The following is a 17,747-nucleotide window of genomic DNA, read 5'->3' on the forward strand; positions in this document are numbered from 1 at the left end:
TCAGTTCCTTGAGACCGAAATATCGACTACCGATCTGCCTCAATAATTTTGTACGCACTCGGTGAACCTACTCGCATAATCGAATTTTGTTTTCCGGCTTCGCCGATACCAACGAGTCGCTTGGTGGAAGGCAATGTAAGGCGCTTTCCGATATTGTACTTCGGATACTTCCCCTCGATCTTGGGGTGCATGAACGCAGCCACTTCAACATCTGAATCTGTAATGTACCGACCACACCAACGTTCAATAATGTGTTTCCAGTCCGCGGCCCGCGTTCCTTGCGTTGTCAGCTGAGCATCTAGCCACTCGTAAGCCATGCGAATGCAATCGTTGTGCTCGTGATTAGGCTGAAAAAGTTTTGCGTCTTTTTTTGCTTGCTCGATTAGATCGTCAGTGAACATCACTTTGAGTTTCCTTGTGAAATTGCTTGGGTGAAGAGACGCGTTCCTCTCAAACTTGGCAAGCGGCAAAGTGCTTCCTGCTCCTGATCAAGCCCTTCCTTCTACCCAACCCTCCACGATCAGCCTTGGCAAGCTATCTAGCGCCCGCTCAACATCGTGGTCGAGGTTAAGCCGTTTCGGCAGCTTCACCTGCGGCACAAGCAGGAAGATCGGCACCGTCACTTTTCCGCGCCCGGTCTTCGAACGGGACACCACGGCCTGACCCTTGGTGTTGAGCCGCCCCTCTGCCACCAGCAGGCTCGGGCCCGTCCGTCGATAGACGAACCGCAGGCGCAGCCCGCGCCGCCGTTCCCATTCGCCGGGGGTGATCCGGCCGCCGCGCGTCGATTTCCCTGCAGCGGGCAACGGAATTGCCAGCCAGAACCCGTCCTTCGAGCGGATCAGCGGGCCGGTATCGTGGGCCCCCACAATGACCGGGGCCTTGGACCAGACCAGCGCCGCCGCATCCAGGCTCTCACCCGACCTCGGGAAGTTCTGGTTGCGGATCGAGTTGGCAAGCCGGCGTCCGAGCCCCGCGCCGGAGATCTGCATGCGCCAGTCAGTCTTCAGCCTGGTCCCGGCCTCTCGCATGGCGGCGGTCACCGCGCGTTTACCTGCCGCCACCTCGGCCGCCATCATGGCCACGATGTCGGGGTCGATGTCGAGTTTCAGCCTCAAATTTCCAAAGATCTCATTTTCAGGTTACTATGTGCACTCATTTCAACTTCAGAACCGGGAGGAAAACGATGATTGATCGTGACGCGTATGTGGAGAAGGCCAAGGCGAATATCGACAAGTGGAACGCAGAGATCGACAAGATGCAGGCAAATGCCAAAGAAGCGCAGGCCGATGCGAAGATCGAATACGAGAAGCAGCTTGCCGAAATGCGAAAGCAACGCGATGAGGCCGAGGCGAAGATGAAGGAGGCGCAGCAGGCATCGGACGCCGCTTGGGACGATATGAGCAAGGGTTTTCAAACAGCTTGGGCCAGCATCTCAGACTCGTTCCAAAGTGCGATGAAGCGGTTCAAGTGAACTGATCCACTGGCCGTCAGCGTTTCAGATCACCAGTAGCCTACGACAGCCGCAAGTCCACGGTCCAGACGAGCCGCTCACGGTCGCGAACAGGCTCGCCCTGGATGAGAAAGGCTTCACCATCGATTTCCAAGCGGTCACCCGGACGCAGGGTCGGAACCTCCGCGACGCGCAGGTCGACTCGGGTGGTTTCCGACCAAAGCCGTGCGTCGCCGAAGTCGGTGATCGCATCAGCCTGCCGCGAGACGACGCGCACCAGCATGGGCGCGCCGCCGTCGGAGGTGTAGACCGCCTCTCGCCCTATGTTCGGGTCGGTGAACAACAAGTCGACGGAAGCCGCAAAGGCAGACATTACGTCCGCCGTGCTGAGCGCAGAACCTGCGGCCGGGTGCAGATCGGCAGTGGATTGCTCTCGATCTCGAGCCGCACCCATTCGTCACGGTCCCTATCGGGGATCGTGCGCGCGTAAAGCGGCAGGCCGAGGGTATTCACCGTCTCGAAGGTATCGGCGGGGGCATGGTAGATCTCGAACAGGCCCTCCACCCCTTCGGGATAGAAGAAGGCCTTGTCGGTCGGCACACCGAAGCCCGCCCCACCTCGATAGCGACGGAAGGTGATGCCACCAAAGCTGACCTCGTCGGCGACCCGGCCGCGCAGATCGGCAGCAGCGGCGGTGTTGAGATAGGTCTCGCGCACCTCCTTGTGGGCAATGAGATCGGCGAAGAAGGCGGAGCCGCATTCGGCGCGGACCTGCACGGCCCCGGCTGCAAGACCACCCATGCTGTCCTCGACATCCTCGATCAGCGCCTGACAGCGTTTGCGCAGCGCGCCAGAGCCCGGGGTCGCGTTGTCGAGATCAAAGTCGATCTCGGTGGCGGGCGTGATGGCGAACTCGGTGAAGTAGTTGATCACCGTGGCGCTGTCCTTGGGATCCTTCACAATGCCCTGAATGCCGTTCAGCAGGTGATATTCGAACGTCGCCTCCGCATCCTGGCGAAGACGGCCAAGCTTGCGGGCGACCTCGCTTTGCACCTGCTGGGTCGCACTTTCCGAGCCGAAATCGCGGATGCCCTGAATTTCAGACGCCCAGAGCACGTCCTGCTTCTTGAACTGGCGGCAGACAAAGGCGCGCATGTCGCGACGCTCGGGAACCTGTTGCTCGGCCGCCGAGCCGCGTTCGGAGAACGGGATCAGCGAAAGCGTGCCGTCCCGGCTCTCGATGACGACGGTGCGCGAGCGCACGCCGCGCGGTGAGAACAGGCTGGCGCCGGACAGGATTGCGGGCTTGAAGGGGATGTTTTCCAGAGCACGGGTGAGTTCGATGATGGTGAAGGCATCGCCTTCGAAGATATCCATGGTGGTCATGGGAATGCCTCCTGTAATTGTGGATCAGCGGACGAGGATGCCAGCCGCCAGCAGCGCGGCATGGGCGGCGGTGATCTCGCCCTCGCTGGGGGTGCCCGCAAAAACGACATCGTGGCGATTGACGATGGCGGGGCCACGGATCAGCGCAACGGCTGGCACATCGCCGCCTGTCGCGTCGGCCTTGCCCCAGAGCACCGCCACGGCGGTTTCTGTTCCGTCGACGGCGGCGGGATCATGGGCGGCGTATTTGCCAGATGCGGTGATCTTGCCCAGCACGGTGCCCGGATCGAGCGTGCCTGTGGCGACGGTGATGGTTTCGCGGTTGTAGTCGCGGAAGGCTTCCCAGACGAGGAAGCCTCCGGGATGCGTGGTCTCGGTGAGCGTGGTCACGTGGTTATCCTTTCAGCTTGAAGGTGCGGGCGACGATCTCGCCCCAGGGACGGGCTGTCGTGCTCCGGCCGGGTTGCGGGTGATGGGCAGTGATTTCGGGCTCGGCCTCGGCTTTTGCCGCCAGAAGAGCCATGCGCACCTCGTCGAGACTGGCGTCCTGTTCGAGGAACCGCCCAGCCATCTGTGGTTGGCCCGCAAGGCGGCAAAGATCGACGACAGCGCGGGCATGGCTGATCGCCTCGGCGCGGATCGCGGCGGGATCGGGCGGTGCGCCCCCCGGAGCCGGGACCGGATCCGAAGGGCTGGGCATGTCGTCGGCCTCAACTTGCCCCCCGGGCTCGACAAGAGCATCGTCGCTACCCGCCTCACCGGTGCAGTCAGCAGGTTCGACATCGCCGTCCACGATACTGTCGATCTCTGGGTGTGTGTTCATACCTGTCTCTGGATTGCCTTCGGCCGGAACGCCCTCCGCATCGGTCGGAACATCCTCCTGGTCTGTGCCATCCACGGCCTCGACGAGGTCGGGCGGCGCATTGCGGAACCGACCGATGTCGAACTGCGCGGCCATCCTGACAGGGTCCGCCAGCCGGTCCGCGAAACCCGCCGCCACCGCGTCGGCCGCATCGAACCAGGTCTCAGCCGCCATCAGCACTGCGATCTCGTCATCGGATTTGCCGGATTTGGCGGCATATCCCCGAACGAGGCTGCCTGCGATCTTGTCCAGCGCCTCGGCCATGGCGCGCATGTCGCCCGCTGTGCCCATTGCCAACCCCGACGGGTCGTGGATCATCAGGAACGCGTTTTCCGGCATGACGATCTCGTCACCCGCCATCGCGACATAGGACGCGGCAGAGGCGGCAATACCGTCGATCCAGACCGTGACCGTGCCCGCGTGCCGCTTCAGCGCATTGTAGATCGCCACCGCATCGAAGACTGACCCGCCCGGGCTGTTCAGCCGCAGATCGACCGGCGTCCCGTCGGGCAGTGCGCCGAGTTCGGCAAGGAACCCCTTCGCCGAAACCCCAAAGGCACCGATCTCGTCATAGATCGCCACTTCCGCACCCGTTCCCCGGGCGCGGATCGCATACCAGCTTGTCATAAAATCACTCCTGTTCGGTGGCGGGATCGGTGGAGGCGGATCCGTCGCCTGTGTCTCCGCCTGTGCCATCACCCGGATCCGGCCGCGCTGCAGGCGTCGCGCGGGCACCTTGCGTTTCGCCGGGGCTCGCGCGGTAGCTCAGCCCCAGATCAGCGACACGCCTGGCATCCGCCGCATTCTCTCGGTCGACTTCCTCGACGTCATATCCTGTGGCCTCGACCACCTTGCGGCGCGAGGTGATACCCGCTTCCATCGCCAGCACCTGTGCCTGAATGTCCTTCAGCGGATCGACCCAGTCCCAACGCGGGGGGATCCATTGAACCGGTCGCGCGACGGCGGGATCACCGATATCCAGCGCCCCCGACAGCACAGCCGTCTCAAGCCAGCGCCGCCAGATCGGACGGCACAACTGATGTGCCATCACCCCATGCTGCAGCTGGCCAATGCGTCGCCGGAACTCGACCAGCTCTGCCCGCAGGCTCGAATAGTTCGCCTGGCGCACATCCCCGGTTACGAGGTGATACGGCAGCCCCAGTGAGGCTGATACCGACAAGAGCGTCCGATATTGAAACGCCTCATAGCCGCCCCCAACATCTGCAGGACTGGAGAACTTCACATCCTCGCCCGGCAGCAGCACCTGCATCGTGCCGGGTTCGAGGCTCGCAATGGCGGTGCCATTGAGATCGGCCTCGGCCTCACCCATCATCGGGTCTTCCGGCGCGGTCTTGGTGATGAACCCTGCGAACATCGCCGCGGTTTTCTTCCGATCCAGTTCGGCGTCGTCGTACTGATCCAGCAGAAACAGCCGCACCATGGCCGGTGCCACATGCGGCAAGCCCCGGATCTGGCCCGCGTCAATGGGCCGGTAGATGTGCAGCACATCGGCGGCTGGCACGCGGACCGTTTCCGGTATCACAGCCCCTTGGTCGGTGCTGTCTCCCGGATGTCGACGCCGGAAGTGATAGGCCACGCGGCGGCCAATGCCATCAAACTCGATACCGCAGCGGATGCGATTGCCATTTGCCGCCGCCTCGGTCTTCTCGAACGGCAGCATCTCCGACTGCAGCAGCTGCAGTTGCAGCGGCACAAGCAGGCTGTCCTCGGCGCGGCGGGGGCGCAGACGCACGAAGCATTCGCCCGCCACAAACATTTCCCGCGCGACCATGGCCTGCAGGCCGTAGAAATCAGTCAACCCGTCGGCATCCGCCTCGTCGGTCCAGGCGAGCCATTGGCGCTGAACATTGTCACGCAACGCCGCATCGGCGATCAGCGACGACGGCTTGATCCCGTCACCGATCATGTTCGACGCAAATGCCTCGCAGGCATTGGCGGCATAGCCGTTCGTGACGACCAGTTCCCGCGACCGCGCCAGCAAACGCGGGCCGCCCGAGGCGACCAGCGAATTGATGTTCTCTAGCGGCGGGTTCCAGCCGCGAAGCCGTCGTTTCGCCATAGCGCCATCGAGGCGCGCTGACACGGCTGCCGGGCCGCCCGAGGATGGGCGACGGAAACGATCAAACAGGCCCATGGATCAAAGACCCTTCGTCGTCGTCACACGCACCTGCCGAACGATCCGCCGTCCTTCAGCAGCCGCGATCTCGCGGTCAAGCGCCTCGATGGCCCGGTCGATTTCCGCGACGCTGCGATAGTCCACCGTCTTTCCGTCGTAACTGACACGCGCCACGCCAGAGGAACGCTGAACAGCCAAGGTCTCGCGGCGGGCACGGAGCTCGGCAATCGTAGACATCAATTCACCTCATGTAACTTGAGCGCACGGTTCGCCGCTGTGGTCCCGCGCGCCGAGAAGCGGGCGTGGTGTTTCCCGCCCCGTCCCCAGCCATGTCCTCCGCCGTGATCCCGACCTGTGCTTCCAGATCAGTCCACCGCGCATCGGACCAACGGTCAGCGCCCAATATCCAAGCCGCGGCCCTCGCATAGACCCGTGTATCCAGCGCCTCGTTGCGTTCGCGCAGCTTCTGCCATTCGAGCCGGGCAAAGCCGCGTTTGGTGCGCACCGTGATCAGTTGTTCGGCCGTGAATTGCTTCAACCACTCGCCGTCCGCCCAGTTTGGCAGATGTATCGTTCCGGGCGGGCAAAGGTGCCCAGCCTCGATTTCCTCCCGCGTCGGGCGGTCCTGCCGCAAATAGCGATAGGTCTCGGTCTTGAAGGTCGAGGTGGCGACCGTCCAAAGCCGCGCCCCGCGCCGCAGCCGTTTGCCTGCGATGGTCGCGTCTACATAAGTCGGGCCAGTGACCGGGCTCGAGCGGTTGAAGCCTTCAACGCCTTTGACCGGGGCAACCTGCGCGAATCCGACCTGTCGCGACCAGGCATAGACAGCACTGGTCTCGTAGCCGGTATCGATCGCCAGCCGTGCCAACGTCATCGGTTGACCTGAGGCATGCTCCCAGGTCTGACCGAGCAAATTGGTCAGCTGCTGCCAGCAACCCGGATCGCCGGGCCCGCCCTCAATGACCAGGTGATCGATCAGCCAACTCTCCAGCCCGCGGCCCCAGGCCCAGACATCGACCTCGATGCGATCCTTTTGAACGTCCGCCCCGGCGGTCAGGAACAAGCCCCGCTCTGGAACAGTGCCTCCTTCCCAAGTCTCGCGCTGGTCCGCCAACCGCTGCCAGTCCGGCGCCTCGCCGGTTTCGACCCATGTCTCGCCGAGGATCGTGTTGCGGAACGCCTTGATCGCCTCGTCCGACCCTTGCGCCGCCTCCCAGGCCCGCACGATCCGCTCCCAACTCAGCCAGCCGACCGGCGAATAGAGAGCTGAGAGGTGATAGCCGATAGTGCCAGGATCGGCGGCCGTCGCAGTCGCGCGCCATTCGCCTGCCTCCAGCATCGCCGTCTTGTTGTGTTCGGCGATGGGTGTCTCACAGCCCTCGCAGTGATACTCCGCCGTTTCCGGACGACCCTTCTGCCAGCGCAGCCGCTCGAACTTCAGCCACTGTTCCTGACCGCAGTGCGGGCATGGCACAAAGAACCGCCGCTGATCGCTTGCCTCGAACTCGCGTTCGATCCGGGAGAGCCCCCGGATTGTCGGGGTCGAAACCAGGAACACCTTGCGCCGATGGGCAAATGTCAGCGACCGCGCTTCGGCCAGCGTGACCGGATCGCCTTCGTCGTCAGCGGAGGCCGGATAGGCATCGACCTCGTCGAGGAAGATGTAGCGCGCGGGTGTCGAGCGCAGACCCACGGCCGAGTTCGCTCCGGTCATGATCAGGATGCCGCCCGCAAACTCCTTCGACAGCATGGTGTTGCCCGCGTCGCGGGAGCGGGCCGGTTTGACCCGCTCCCGCAATTCGGGGCTCTCGTCGATCAGCGGATCGATCCGTTGCCTTGAGTTCCGTTTCGCCAGTTCCACCGTTGGTTGGACCGCCAGCATCGGGCCCGGTGCCTGGTGGATGGCAAAGCCGATCCAGTTGTTGCCGGCCTCGGTCGCGCCGACCTGCGCCGCCTTCATGAAGACGATCCGCTGCGTCGGATCGCCGGGTGAAAGTCGATCCATGATTTCGCCCATGTAGGGCGTGCGCGCCGTTCGATACCGCCCGGGTTCTGCCGAAGCGCGCCCCGAAAGCATTCGGTGCCGGTCCGCCCATTCGGAAACGGTCAGGTCCGCATCCGGCGTGAGGCCAGCACCCCAGGCGCGCAGGATTTCCGCAGCGCCGTCGAAATCCAGCACATCGTCCGTGTCACCGGAGATCGGGTTTGACCTCGGCAAGATCGTCGAGCTGGGCACGGACATGTTTCTCCAGAACCTTCTGCATCGCGGCGGGCTCAACGCCGAGATCGGCGGCCATCAGCGCCGCCGCACGAGCGGGCCAGTTCACCCAGACATCGCGTTCCTGCCGCGCCAGCCGAAACACCAGCGACAGCGCGCGGGCCCGGTCGATCAACTCGCCTTTCAGCTTTTGTAACCGGAGGCGGCGCTCCTGCGCCTTTAGCACTTCGTTCGCCGTCTTGGCCTGCAGGAACGTGGTGCCGCTGCCGATTTGTGGCGCCGCTAACCCCTGTTCACGGAGCGTCTCGCCGACTGCGGACACTGCCGCCTCCGGGACAGGTTTGAGTTTTGGCTGCGGCGCTTTCCGGGTCTTCGACGGATCGGTCGCCTCGGCGCGCAGGGCATCGCTGGCCAACGCGTCAATGCTGCCATCGCCGTACAGAACCAGCCGCCCTGTCGCCTTGGCCTTCTGGATTGCCCCGCGCGACAGACCGACGCGAGTGGCGTATTGGCGCTCGCTCAGACCCTCCATTGCGCGCTCCGATTATCATTCAAAATCATGTGCTTATGTAGTTGATAAGCCTCCGTACCAGAGCGAACGTGGTCTCAAGAAAAAGATGCAACTCACCACGGAGCCGCCACGATGACCCGCCTGAACCCGATCACCACACCCCGCCACCAACTGCGCGCCGAGAAGGCTGCGCGGAACAAGGAGGCAGCGCTCAACGCATTCATCGGCAAGAAGGCCCAAATCGACAAAATGCTCGCCCGTTTGTCGAGCCTGAGCGACGAACATTTCAACGCCCACCCCGACGAGATCAACTGGGGCCATGTCGGCACCCTTGAGCACTACGCCAGCCTCCTGAAGCGCATCACCGACAGCGCATTCAGCGAAGGCGAGCACGCGGAGTAAGCACCATGGAATCCAGCACCATCCGCATCGCCATTCGGGGCCTCAACGAGCCTTGGGACGCGAGCCGCATCCCAGCGGTTCTCGACGAGATCGAAGCGTCGCTGCGCGATGAGGCCGACATTCCGGCCCGCCTCACCGCCGACAGCATGACGATCGCCATCGACGTCGCCACCGACCGGCTGCCCGCCGCTGCAGTGCTTCTGCGAGACCTAGGGCTGATCTGACCTCGGGCCACCGCCCGAACTCCGGCCGCGCGCCCTGCGCGGCTTGGGGTCGTAGAAGACCGCGACGGTCGCGGTTCGAACACGGAGACGACCCCATGACCAAACTTTCCGACACCCAGACGATCATTCTTTCTCGCGCGGCTCAGACGGAGGACCGCATTGCCCTGCCGCTGCCCGAGAGCCTGCGCGGCGGGGCCGCCACCAAGGTGGTCGGCGCGATGCTCGCCAAGGGCTTCCTCGAAGAGGTCGATGCGAACATGCGCAAGGGCGAGCCCGTCTGGCGCGAGACCGGCGACGGCCACGGCGTCACACTGGTCGCCACCGCCGCAGGCCTCGCCGCCATCGACATCGAGCCGGAGGACGTGAACACCGCCCCTGCGGGCGCGACGGACGCCCCGACCGAGGAGCCTGCGCCGGACGCTCCCACCGGACCCGAAGCCGCGCCAAAGACGCGCACGCCGCGCGAGGGAACCAAGCAGGCCACCCTAATCGCGATGCTGCGCGCGCCGGACGGAGCGACCATCGAAGAGATCATGGCCGCCACGAACTGGCAGCCGCATTATGCCGATGCCCGGATTATGCCGATGTAACTGTGTAAGTATCTGAATAACTGCAGTTTTGCCGCATCGGGTTCGGCATAATCCTCGGGGCTGCAGGCTGGTAACGTCTCCTCTTTCACGTCGAAACGAGGAGATATCATAGTGATCGAACCGAAGAAGAAACGGCGCAAGAACCCGGTCACGGCCCTTTCCAAAGGCCTTGAGCAGGATCTGCGGCGGCAGGGATACGCGGCCTCCACGCTCTGGAAGCAGCGCAGGCTGCTCAACGACCTGATCGGCTGGTTGCAGGCGCAAGAGCTCGCGATGGGCGATTTGTCCATGGCGCAGGTCGATCGGTTCATGGCTGACCGCCGGGCCGCGGGCGTCCGCAAGCTGAAGACACGCAAGGCACTGGGGCCCGCTCTCGACCATTTGCGCGGGCTGGGACTGGTGCCCGCGGCCGAAGCCGCAGTGGATGACGATCCCGCCGGGGCAATCCTGAACCGGTACCGGCAGTTCCTGGTCACGGAACGCGGCCTCGCGGATGGTACGACCGATCGGTACATTGATTGCCTGCGCCCGTTCCTGGTCCGCAGAATGGCCGCGGGGCAGTTCGATCTCGAGGGGCTGACCCCGGCCGATATCACCTCCTTCGTTGTGGCGTGGTGCCCGCGCCTGAACGCCGGCGTGGCGAAGCTGACGGTCACGGCGCTTCGGTCGTTCCTCGGCTTCCTGCATCTGGACGGCGTGACGGAACGCTCGCTTGTCCCGGCCGTGCCGAAGGTCCTGCGTCGCCGACTGGCCGGACTTCCCAAGGGGCTCGAACCTGATCAGGTGCGGCGCCTTCTCGCGGCCTGCGATGCCGATACCGCCGTCGGTTGCCGCGATCTGGCGATCCTGGCCCTGCTGGTCCGGCTCGGCCTGCGGCGCGGCGAGGTCGCTGGGCTCAGGCTCGACGATATCGACTGGCGCGCGGGCACGATCCGCGTGCGCGGCAAGGGCAATTGTCACGAGCGGCTCCCGCTTCCGCCGGATGTCGGCCGCCGACTGGCCGAATACCTGCGCCATGCCCGACCGGCGGACGCGCAGGGGCGGACCGTGTTCGTCCGGCACTTCGCGCCCCATCATGCTCTCGGCGCGAGCCGGGTCAGCGGCATCGTGGCGGATGCCGCCCGGCGCGCGGACCTCGGGCGCATCCACGCTCATCGCCTGCGCCATACCGTGGCAACGGAACTGTTGCGCGCCGGCGCATCCTTGCCGGAGATCGGGCAGCTCCTGCGTCATCGTCGTGTCGAGACCACGGCGATCTACGCCAAGGTTGACCGCGACACCCTGCGCCTGATCGCGCGCCCTTGGCCGGAGGGCGCGCTATGAGCCACTTGCGTAATGCCCTTGCCGATTATCTGACGATGCGGCGCGCCCTCGGCTACAAGATGGACAAGGCCGAGCGGCTTCTCGGCCAGTTCGTGACCTTCGCCGAGGATCGCGGCGAGACCCATGTCCGGGCCGGGACAGCGCTGGCCTGGGCGACAAAGCCCGCTGGCGCTGATGCGATCTGGACCTCCCGGCGGCTGGCCGAGGTCCGTCTCTTCGCTCGGCACCTGCGCACGCTCGACCCGAGGACCGAGGTGCCGGCCGACGATCTTCTGCCGGCGCAAATACGCCGCGCAACACCTTATCTCTACACGCCCCAGGAGATTGCTGCGCTGATGCGGGCCACGGGGAACCTGCGCGGAACACACGTGCAGGCAACCTACCGGACCTTGATCGGTCTGCTGGCGACGACCGGCATGCGGATCGGCGAGGCAATCGGCCTCGACCGCGGCGACTTCGACGCGGGCGGCGGCATGGTGACGATCCGGCACGGCAAATTCGACAAGGCCCGCGCCCTGCCGCTGCACCCGACGACGGTCGCTGCCTTGCAGGACTACCTGCACCGCGACGACCGCCCCTGTCCCGAGGGCCCGCCGGTCCTGCTGATCAGTTCGCGCGGCAAACGGCTGCGCTACAATACCGTGCAGCCGATCTTCCGGAAACTGCTGCATCACTGCGGCATTGCCCCACGCTCGGCGGCGTGCCGGCCCCGGATCCACGATCTGAGGCACAGCTTCGCCGTCAGTACCATTATCGACGATTACAGGACAGGCGAGCCCGGCTCCCGCCTCGCCATTCTGTCCACCTATCTCGGCCATGCCGATCCCGGCGACACCTACTGGTACCTGTCGGCGGCGCCGGAACTTCTGGCACTGGCAGGCGAACGGCTCGAGCGCCATCTGGCGGGTGACGCATGAGTGCGCTGGCCACGACCCTGCAGGCGTTCTTCACCGACCGCCTCGTCCGCCAGCGCCAGGTCAGCCCGAACACGGTTCAGGCCTATCGCGATACATTGCGGCTCCTCCTGATCTTCGCGTCAGAGCAACACGGCAAGGCGCCGGGAAAGCTCGACATCGACGATCTCGATGCGCCCCTGATCGGCGCTTTCCTCGACCATCTGGAGCACGAGCGACAGAACGGCGTGCGCACCCGCAACGCCCGACTGGCCGCGATCCGGTCCCTGTTCCGCTACGCGGCCCTGCGCCATCCCGAACATGCCGCCACCATCGAGCGCGTTCTGGCCATTCCGCCGAAGCACTTCGAACGGCGTCTGGTGACCTGGCTGACCGAGGCGGAGATCGACGCCCTCTTGGCCGCGCCGGATCGGGCGACTTGGACCGGGCGGCGCGACGCGGCGCTGTTCGGCCTCGCCGTCCAGACCGGCCTTCGGGCCTCCGAACTGATCGGGCTCACCTGCGTCGACGTCCATCTCGGAGCCGGTGCGCATGTCAGCTGCAACGGCAAGGGGCGAAAGCAGCGGATCACGCCGCTCACATCCGGCACTGTTGCCGTGATGCGGGTCTGGCTGGCCGAGCGGGCCGGTCAGCCAGCAGACCCGCTGTACCCGACACGCACCGGACGCGCTCTCAGCCGCGATGCGCTTGAACGCCGACTGGCCGGATACGTCAAGGATGCGGCCAGCCGGTGCCCATCCCTCGCACGCAAGCGGGTGACCATGCATGTCCTGCGGCATTCCGCGGCCATGCGTCTGCTGCGCGCCGGCATCGACACCGCGGTGATCGCGCTCTGGCTCGGCCACGAACAGGTTGAGACGACCCAGATCTACCTGCACGCGGACCTGCAAATCAAGGAAAGGGCCCTCGAAAGGACAGCCCCGATCACGACCAAACCCGGCCGCTTCCGGCCGACAGACAAACTCCTCGCCTTCCTCGAAGCCCTCTGATTATGCCGACCCCGACACAGCGGTCCCCGCCGGAAACAACGACTTACAGACCTACATCGGCATAATCCGGGCATCGGCATAATGCGACTTATGCCGAAGTCGGCATAAGGCTCACACGGTGCGCGGCGCGATGGCCGGGGCGCTGAAGAAGAAGCTGGGCCTCGACGTCACCTCGGAGAAGGTCGAGGATCGGGGGCGGGTCTACAAACTCCCTGCCGACTGAGGCTAAAGCTCCAGACCAGAACATGACCGCCGCTCCATTGGGGCGGTGGTACAATCCTCGGCCTCATACTTCCATTCAAACGGATCTCTGACTATTTCAGAAGCGCGACGACGCCCAGCAAGAACCCCAAGAGACCAAGAACGACCGACCAAACAGCGAGCCATGCAGGAATGTAGATCCTTGGGTCAGGTGTTTTGAGGTACCAACGGAGTTTACCGAGCCAGCCAAGTTCTGTGAGTTCAAAACTCAAACGCTGGCCTTTATCGATCCCGAGTGCTTGCCTCGTATCGAAGGCCATGTAGATCGTGTTTTCGTCGTCATGGCCTAGCAACACCGCATCGCATGATCGTGATCGATCAGCGGAGTTGATTATTCGTGCAACGCCGTACCGCCCAATCCCACTTCGATGCGATTGGTGCAGGCGAACAATAGAGTTCCCCCATTCGCTGCGATCAAGCCCTTTGACATTCAGTTGAGGCATCTATTGGTCCCTACAGATTTTGTCGTAGGCTATACGCCATCTTCCGAAAACCAAAGTCTGGCGTTCTTTGGTCGTCATTGTTTTCCGCGCATGGCCTCGAAACAGCGCCGCAGGGCGAACGAACGCACGATACTGACGACGGTGAACACCGCGCCCATTTTCAGGTTCTGCGCCAGCGTCGTGTGCAGCCCGAAGATCGGGAAGATCAGGATTTGCGTCACGACCGCGACGCTGTAGCCGACGATCATGTTGGCGACGGATTCGACCAGCGACATGAGGCGCGACTGTCTCATGCTGGCGCCTCGTCATCCATCGGCCAGCAGTTCAGCTGCCAGAGTTCGCAGCGCATGCGCCGCAACCAGCGGGACCACTCCGTTGCCACAAAGGCGAAGCCGGTCCACCCGGTGGGCCAGCCCATCAGCGCCTCGACGAATGCTGGGTTCAAGGTCCGGCGCGGCTCGGAGGTATCGCTCCCAGCTATCGGCGTCACCAGGACCTGGCGGCCAAGCAGGCCGTTCACCGGCGTGTTCGCCAACGTCGTTGCCCCGTCCTTGTGATCCCGGGCCGTCGGCGTCATCCGCATGCGGCTGGCATGGGTCAGATCCGCTGTCTTGCGGTTGCCAGCACTCGGCTTGCAGCCGTCGTTGGCCATCGGCGTCGGCCAGTCCCGCGCCATGCCGTCCAGACCCTTCTCGTGTTTCCGGTCGCCGCCCCGGCTCCGAAAGCTGTCGGTCTGCGGCGTGGGCCACATCGCAGCGCTCGTTGCCAGGTTCATCCCATGCTTGCCTGCTTCTTGCGAGGGCGTTGGTTTCGTCTGCCGGTTCTCGTTGGCACTTGCCCTCGGCGTCGGCCACATTCGCAGAATTTCCGTTCGGTTCCCGCCACTCGAGCGGGTCCCAGAGCAGGCGCGCGGGGTCGGCCAATTCGTCGACTTCGCGGATGGCGAGGATGAACAGCCGCTCGCGCTTGTGGGGTGCACCGACTTCCGCCGCCGTGAAGAGGCCCGCCGCAAGGCGGTAGCCCATGCCGACCAGTCCTCCGGCGACTTCGGGGAAGCCGAGGCGGAGATGATGGGCGACGTTTTCGAGGAAGACGAAGGACGGTTCAACTTCGCCGATGATGCGGGCGACATGCGGCCAGAGGTGGCGTGGATCCTCGGTGCCGAGGCGTTTGCCTGCGACGGAGAACGGCTGGCACGGATAACCCGCAGTGACGATGTCCACAGCGCCGCGCCACGGACGGCCGTCGAAGGTTCCAACGTCGTCCCAGACAGGCGCGCGATCCAGGGCCGCGTCTTCCATCCGCGCCACGAGAGTGGCCGCGGCGTAGGTTTCCCGTTCGACATGGCCCACAGTTCGATATCCGGGGATGGCGATGGTGAGCCCGAGGTCGAGCCCGCCTGCACCGGAGCAAAGCGAGAGGCCGAACAGGCATGCGTCTCCGTTTCCGGAAGCGTATCCGGAGGAAGGTAAAGCCAGGTCATGCATCGCCTCACGCGTCTTTGGTTTTGATTGTGTTGAAGGTCTCGCCCGAGCAGGAAAGGACAGCGTCCTTGCCCGTGAACTGCTGCCACCGCTCCACAGCGACATCGACGTAAGCCGGATTGAGTTCGATCCCGTAGCAGACCCGGCCCGTCGTTTCGGCGGCGATCAGCGTGGTCCCGGATCCCATGAAGGGCTCGTACACTGCTTGACCCGGGCTGGAATTGTTCAGGATCGGCCGACGCATGCACTCGACGGGTTTTTGCGTCCCGTGCACAGTTTCAGCATCCTGATCCTTGTTGGCGATCTGCCAAAGTGTCGTTTGTTTGCGATCACCCGCCCAATGGCCGTTGCCGGTCTTTTTCACGGCATAGAGGCATGGTTCGTGCTGCCAGTGATAATCACCGCGGCTCAGCACCAAGCGATCCTTGGCCCAGATGATCTGGGATCGAATTTTGAATCCAGATACCTCAAGGCTGTCCGCGACAGTCGTGGCATGCAGCGCGCCATGCCAGAGATAGGCCACATCGCCCGGGAATAGCGCCCAGGCCTCACGCCAGTCAGCACGGTCGTCATTCAGCACCTTACCGGTGCGCTTGGTTGCGGCGGCTCCCGCCTTGTTGCGCCAGCCGGGATCGTATTCGACGCCGTAGGGCGGATCGGTCACCATCAGGAGCGGCTTCACGTCGCCCAGCAGATGCTCGACCTCGGTGGCAACGGTCGCGTCACCGCAGAGCAACCGATGCTTGCCCAGCACCCAGAGATCGCCGGGACGGCTGATCGGGGTCTCAGGCGCCTCCGGAACGTCATCTTCGCCCTCTCGGGACGCGGCCTCAGGATCAACATCTCCGGCCAACAGCGCCTCGAGTTCAGCGTCATCGAAGCCGATGAGCGACAGGTCGTAGTTCTCGGCCAGAAGGTCGTTCAGTTCGGCCGATAGCAGCGCTTCATCCCATGGGCTTTCTGCCAGCTTGTTGTCCGCGATCCGGTAGGCACGGCGCTGTGCGTCGGTCAGATGCCCCAGCACAATCACTGGGGCCTCGGTCAGCCCGAGCTGCGTAGCGGCCAGCACCCGGCCGTGGCCCGCGATCAATTCGCCGTCGTCCGCGACGAGGCAGGGAACCGTCCAGCCGAACTCGGCCATGCTGGCGGCGATCTTCGCGACCTGATCCGCGCCATGCATTTTTGCGTTTTTTGCATAAGGCTGGAGCCTGGTCAGCGGCCATGTCTCAATGGCGTCCGGGGAAAAGCTCAGGGTCATGCTGGTCGGTTCGCCTCCATGAGGTGGATCCCCTGGACTCCGGACACCGGCAGCCAGCCTGGACTCCGACAGGGGTCCAGCGGCCACCGGACGTGTCCGGTTCCGAAGGTTTGTTTTATTATGGTTTTCAGAAGATCGCGGGTGGATGCCCGCCGGGGTGGCTTCCCAAAAAACCGGCCCTGTCGCTGGCGATATTGCGCGCTTCGCCCCCCCGTATACGGTTACGAACAGGAAGGACCCGTTCAATATCAATGGGTTAGATGATGCAACATTTTGTGCAGAGACGGTTTTCTGTCGATCAACCGGTAAGCAGTTGCAGACCTGAGAACCATCAGCCGCCCAAATGAAAACGGGGAGAACCGTCTTCCAACGCACTCTCCCCATTATGCCTTACAGGTAGCATGGAAATGTTGCATGTGTCGAGAACAAAAGTGTTGCAACACATTGGAGTCGTTAGGCATTCAGCCGTGAGGCTATCTTTGTCAGCGCCAGCTGCCACCTCCGCCACGCAGTGGTACGATCTACCCCTAATTCACCACTGATTTGCTTCCACGGCATGCGGGCAGCACGTGACCAGATCAGCTTGCGCTCGGCCTCATTGATCCAGAGCACCCAGTCGAATGTCTGCTCGAGCCGGGTGATGGCTGTCGCCGACGGCCAGACCCGCATCGGCTCTGGCTCCATGGCTGCGATCTCCTTTCTCGATCGGGCAAAGTCGGGCCATGCGCTGAAATACCCGCGCGCCTTGACCGGCGGCAGCTTGCGCAGGGTGCGGAATGCTTCCTCGAAATGGTCGGCCACGTCGTCGGCGGTCCAGATGTGATCACCCATTGCGCACCTCCCCTGTGAGACGTGGCCCGTAGAGCTTGGCACCAAGCTGTTCGACTAATGCGCGCTCGGGCCATGTCAGACGGTCGTCATGGACGCTGACGGCCAACACACCTTGTTCGTGCCAACCGTCGTGCTTGACCTGCTCGGGGTCCCGGCGGTGACCGCCGTACCCCTTTGGTGTGAACCGCATGCCACTCATTGCACACCTCCCCGGGTCTCAATGGCCCAGAGGAGGATTGCGATGGCGTCGGCCTCGTTGTCGTCGGCGGGCGAGAACCCGCGGGCGCGAGCCGCATCGATCATGGCCTGCTTCGGCGCATTGCCCTTGCCGGTGGCATGGCGCTTGATGGTGCCAACTGGGACGCCCTCATATGGCACGCCCCTGAGTTCACCCCAGCTGGTCAGCGAGGCCATGAGGCCGCCGTAAACATGGGCAGCATCGGTGCCTGCATGCCGCCTTA

General features: G+C 63.9%; 23 protein-coding genes and 3 pseudogenes. 8 read left to right on the forward strand and 18 right to left on the reverse strand.

The window, feature by feature from the left end; translation table 11 throughout:
- Nucleotides 1-26: 26 nt before the first annotated feature.
- Together QZ196_RS13340 and QZ196_RS13345 are read right to left on the reverse strand one after the other, a co-directional pair.
- Nucleotides 27-404: a hypothetical protein gene (locus tag QZ196_RS13340; protein ID WP_296427205.1), complete on the reverse strand. Its 378-nt coding sequence runs from the start codon at nt 402-404 to the stop codon at nt 27-29.
- A gap of 84 nt (nt 405-488) precedes the next feature.
- On the reverse strand, nt 489-1,118 hold the full coding sequence (locus tag QZ196_RS13345) for a DUF6441 family protein (RefSeq protein WP_296427207.1): 630 nt from the start codon (nt 1,116-1,118) through the stop codon (nt 489-491).
- 68 nt (nt 1,119-1,186) lie between these two features.
- Here QZ196_RS13345 and QZ196_RS13350 point away from each other — a divergent pair, with 68 nt between their 5' ends.
- Nucleotides 1,187-1,474 carry a hypothetical protein gene (locus QZ196_RS13350; protein ID WP_296427209.1) on the forward strand — a complete coding sequence of 96 codons (288 nt, stop codon included), beginning with the start codon at nt 1,187-1,189 and terminating at the stop codon, nt 1,472-1,474.
- Between the two features lie 40 nt (nt 1,475-1,514).
- Here the strand turns inward: QZ196_RS13350 and QZ196_RS13355 are convergent, their stop codons facing one another.
- From QZ196_RS13355 to QZ196_RS13390, 8 genes are read right to left on the reverse strand one after another with little or no spacing between them, the layout of a single operon-like run.
- The gene (locus tag QZ196_RS13355; protein ID WP_296427211.1) at nt 1,515-1,826 is read right to left on the reverse strand and encodes a hypothetical protein; all 312 of its coding nucleotides are present in this window, start codon (nt 1,824-1,826) and stop codon (nt 1,515-1,517) included.
- On the reverse strand, nt 1,826-2,839 hold the full coding sequence (locus QZ196_RS13360) for a major capsid protein (RefSeq protein ID WP_159075181.1): 1,014 nt from the start codon (nt 2,837-2,839) through the stop codon (nt 1,826-1,828). Before QZ196_RS13360 ends, QZ196_RS13355 begins: the two co-directional genes overlap by 1 nt.
- A gap of 24 nt (nt 2,840-2,863) precedes the next feature.
- A complete protein-coding gene (locus tag QZ196_RS13365) occupies nt 2,864-3,229 on the reverse strand; it encodes a head decoration protein (protein WP_296427215.1) in 366 nt (121 codons plus the stop codon).
- Nucleotides 3,230-3,233: 4 nt separating this feature from the next.
- Nucleotides 3,234-4,328, reverse strand: a complete 1,095-nt coding sequence (locus QZ196_RS13370; RefSeq protein ID WP_296427216.1) for a head maturation protease, ClpP-related — start codon at nt 4,326-4,328, stop codon at nt 3,234-3,236.
- Between the two features lie 4 nt (nt 4,329-4,332).
- Nucleotides 4,333-5,856 carry a phage portal protein gene (locus tag QZ196_RS13375; RefSeq protein ID WP_296427217.1) on the reverse strand — a complete coding sequence of 508 codons (1,524 nt, stop codon included), beginning with the start codon at nt 5,854-5,856 and terminating at the stop codon, nt 4,333-4,335.
- Nucleotides 5,857-5,859: 3 nt separating this feature from the next.
- A complete protein-coding gene (locus tag QZ196_RS13380) occupies nt 5,860-6,075 on the reverse strand; it encodes a hypothetical protein (protein ID WP_047994240.1) in 216 nt (71 codons plus the stop codon).
- Between the two features lie 4 nt (nt 6,076-6,079).
- Nucleotides 6,080-8,080, reverse strand: a complete 2,001-nt coding sequence (locus QZ196_RS13385) for a phage terminase large subunit family protein (protein WP_296427220.1) — start codon at nt 8,078-8,080, stop codon at nt 6,080-6,082.
- Nucleotides 8,028-8,588, reverse strand: coding sequence for a hypothetical protein (locus QZ196_RS13390; RefSeq protein WP_296427222.1), 561 nt, complete (start codon nt 8,586-8,588; stop codon nt 8,028-8,030). The genes QZ196_RS13385 and QZ196_RS13390 overlap by 53 nt, the downstream gene beginning before the upstream one ends.
- A 111-nt stretch (nt 8,589-8,699) precedes the next feature.
- Between QZ196_RS13390 and QZ196_RS13395 the strand changes: the two genes are divergently transcribed.
- The 7 genes and pseudogenes from QZ196_RS13395 to QZ196_RS13425 form a co-directional block, all read left to right on the forward strand.
- Entirely contained in the window at nt 8,700-8,969 is a 270-nt protein-coding gene (locus tag QZ196_RS13395) for a hypothetical protein (protein WP_296427225.1), read from the forward strand.
- 5 nt (nt 8,970-8,974) lie between these two features.
- Nucleotides 8,975-9,193, forward strand: a complete 219-nt coding sequence (locus tag QZ196_RS13400) for a hypothetical protein (RefSeq protein WP_296427227.1) — start codon at nt 8,975-8,977, stop codon at nt 9,191-9,193.
- 95 nt (nt 9,194-9,288) lie between these two features.
- Nucleotides 9,289-9,783, forward strand: a complete 495-nt coding sequence (locus tag QZ196_RS13405; protein WP_296427229.1) for a DUF3489 domain-containing protein — start codon at nt 9,289-9,291, stop codon at nt 9,781-9,783.
- Nucleotides 9,784-9,894: 111 nt separating this feature from the next.
- Complete coding sequence (locus QZ196_RS13410) at nt 9,895-11,106, forward strand: site-specific integrase (RefSeq protein ID WP_296427230.1); 1,212 nt, start codon at nt 9,895-9,897, stop codon at nt 11,104-11,106.
- Entirely contained in the window at nt 11,103-12,023 is a 921-nt protein-coding gene (locus QZ196_RS13415) for a tyrosine-type recombinase/integrase (protein ID WP_296427231.1), read from the forward strand. The genes QZ196_RS13410 and QZ196_RS13415 overlap by 4 nt, the downstream gene beginning before the upstream one ends.
- A complete protein-coding gene (locus tag QZ196_RS13420) occupies nt 12,020-13,009 on the forward strand; it encodes a tyrosine-type recombinase/integrase (RefSeq protein ID WP_296427233.1) in 990 nt (329 codons plus the stop codon). The genes QZ196_RS13415 and QZ196_RS13420 overlap by 4 nt, the downstream gene beginning before the upstream one ends.
- A 106-nt stretch (nt 13,010-13,115) precedes the next feature.
- Nucleotides 13,116-13,232 (forward strand): annotated as a pseudogene (locus QZ196_RS13425) (DUF3489 domain-containing protein); the annotation flags it as partial.
- Between the two features lie 91 nt (nt 13,233-13,323).
- Here the strand turns inward: QZ196_RS13425 and QZ196_RS13430 are convergent.
- From QZ196_RS13430 to QZ196_RS13465, 8 genes and pseudogenes are all read right to left on the reverse strand, one after another.
- A complete protein-coding gene (locus tag QZ196_RS13430; protein ID WP_296427235.1) occupies nt 13,324-13,713 on the reverse strand; it encodes a hypothetical protein in 390 nt (129 codons plus the stop codon).
- Between the two features lie 74 nt (nt 13,714-13,787).
- Nucleotides 13,788-14,006: a hypothetical protein gene (locus QZ196_RS13435; protein WP_296427237.1), complete on the reverse strand. Its 219-nt coding sequence runs from the start codon at nt 14,004-14,006 to the stop codon at nt 13,788-13,790.
- Complete coding sequence (locus tag QZ196_RS13440) at nt 14,003-14,488, reverse strand: hypothetical protein (RefSeq protein WP_296427243.1); 486 nt, start codon at nt 14,486-14,488, stop codon at nt 14,003-14,005. The genes QZ196_RS13435 and QZ196_RS13440 overlap by 4 nt, the downstream gene beginning before the upstream one ends.
- A gap of 208 nt (nt 14,489-14,696) precedes the next feature.
- Nucleotides 14,697-15,302 (reverse strand): annotated as a pseudogene (locus QZ196_RS13445) (DNA cytosine methyltransferase); the annotation flags it as partial.
- Nucleotides 15,205-16,455, reverse strand: coding sequence for a DNA methyltransferase (locus QZ196_RS13450; RefSeq protein WP_296427238.1), 1,251 nt, complete (start codon nt 16,453-16,455; stop codon nt 15,205-15,207). The gene QZ196_RS13450 and the pseudogene QZ196_RS13445, both read right to left, overlap by 98 nt.
- 453 nt (nt 16,456-16,908) lie before the next feature.
- On the reverse strand, nt 16,909-17,286 hold the full coding sequence (locus QZ196_RS13455) for a DUF6362 family protein (protein WP_296427239.1): 378 nt from the start codon (nt 17,284-17,286) through the stop codon (nt 16,909-16,911).
- Nucleotides 17,279-17,476: a hypothetical protein gene (locus QZ196_RS13460; protein WP_296427241.1), complete on the reverse strand. Its 198-nt coding sequence runs from the start codon at nt 17,474-17,476 to the stop codon at nt 17,279-17,281. Before QZ196_RS13460 ends, QZ196_RS13455 begins: the two co-directional genes overlap by 8 nt.
- Nucleotides 17,477-17,481: 5 nt before the next feature.
- A pseudogene (locus tag QZ196_RS13465) lies at nt 17,482-17,747 on the reverse strand (hypothetical protein); the annotation flags it as partial.

Origin of the sequence: Yoonia sp. (assembly GCF_017854565.1) — a bacterium.
Lineage (GTDB): Bacteria > Pseudomonadota > Alphaproteobacteria > Rhodobacterales > Rhodobacteraceae > Yoonia.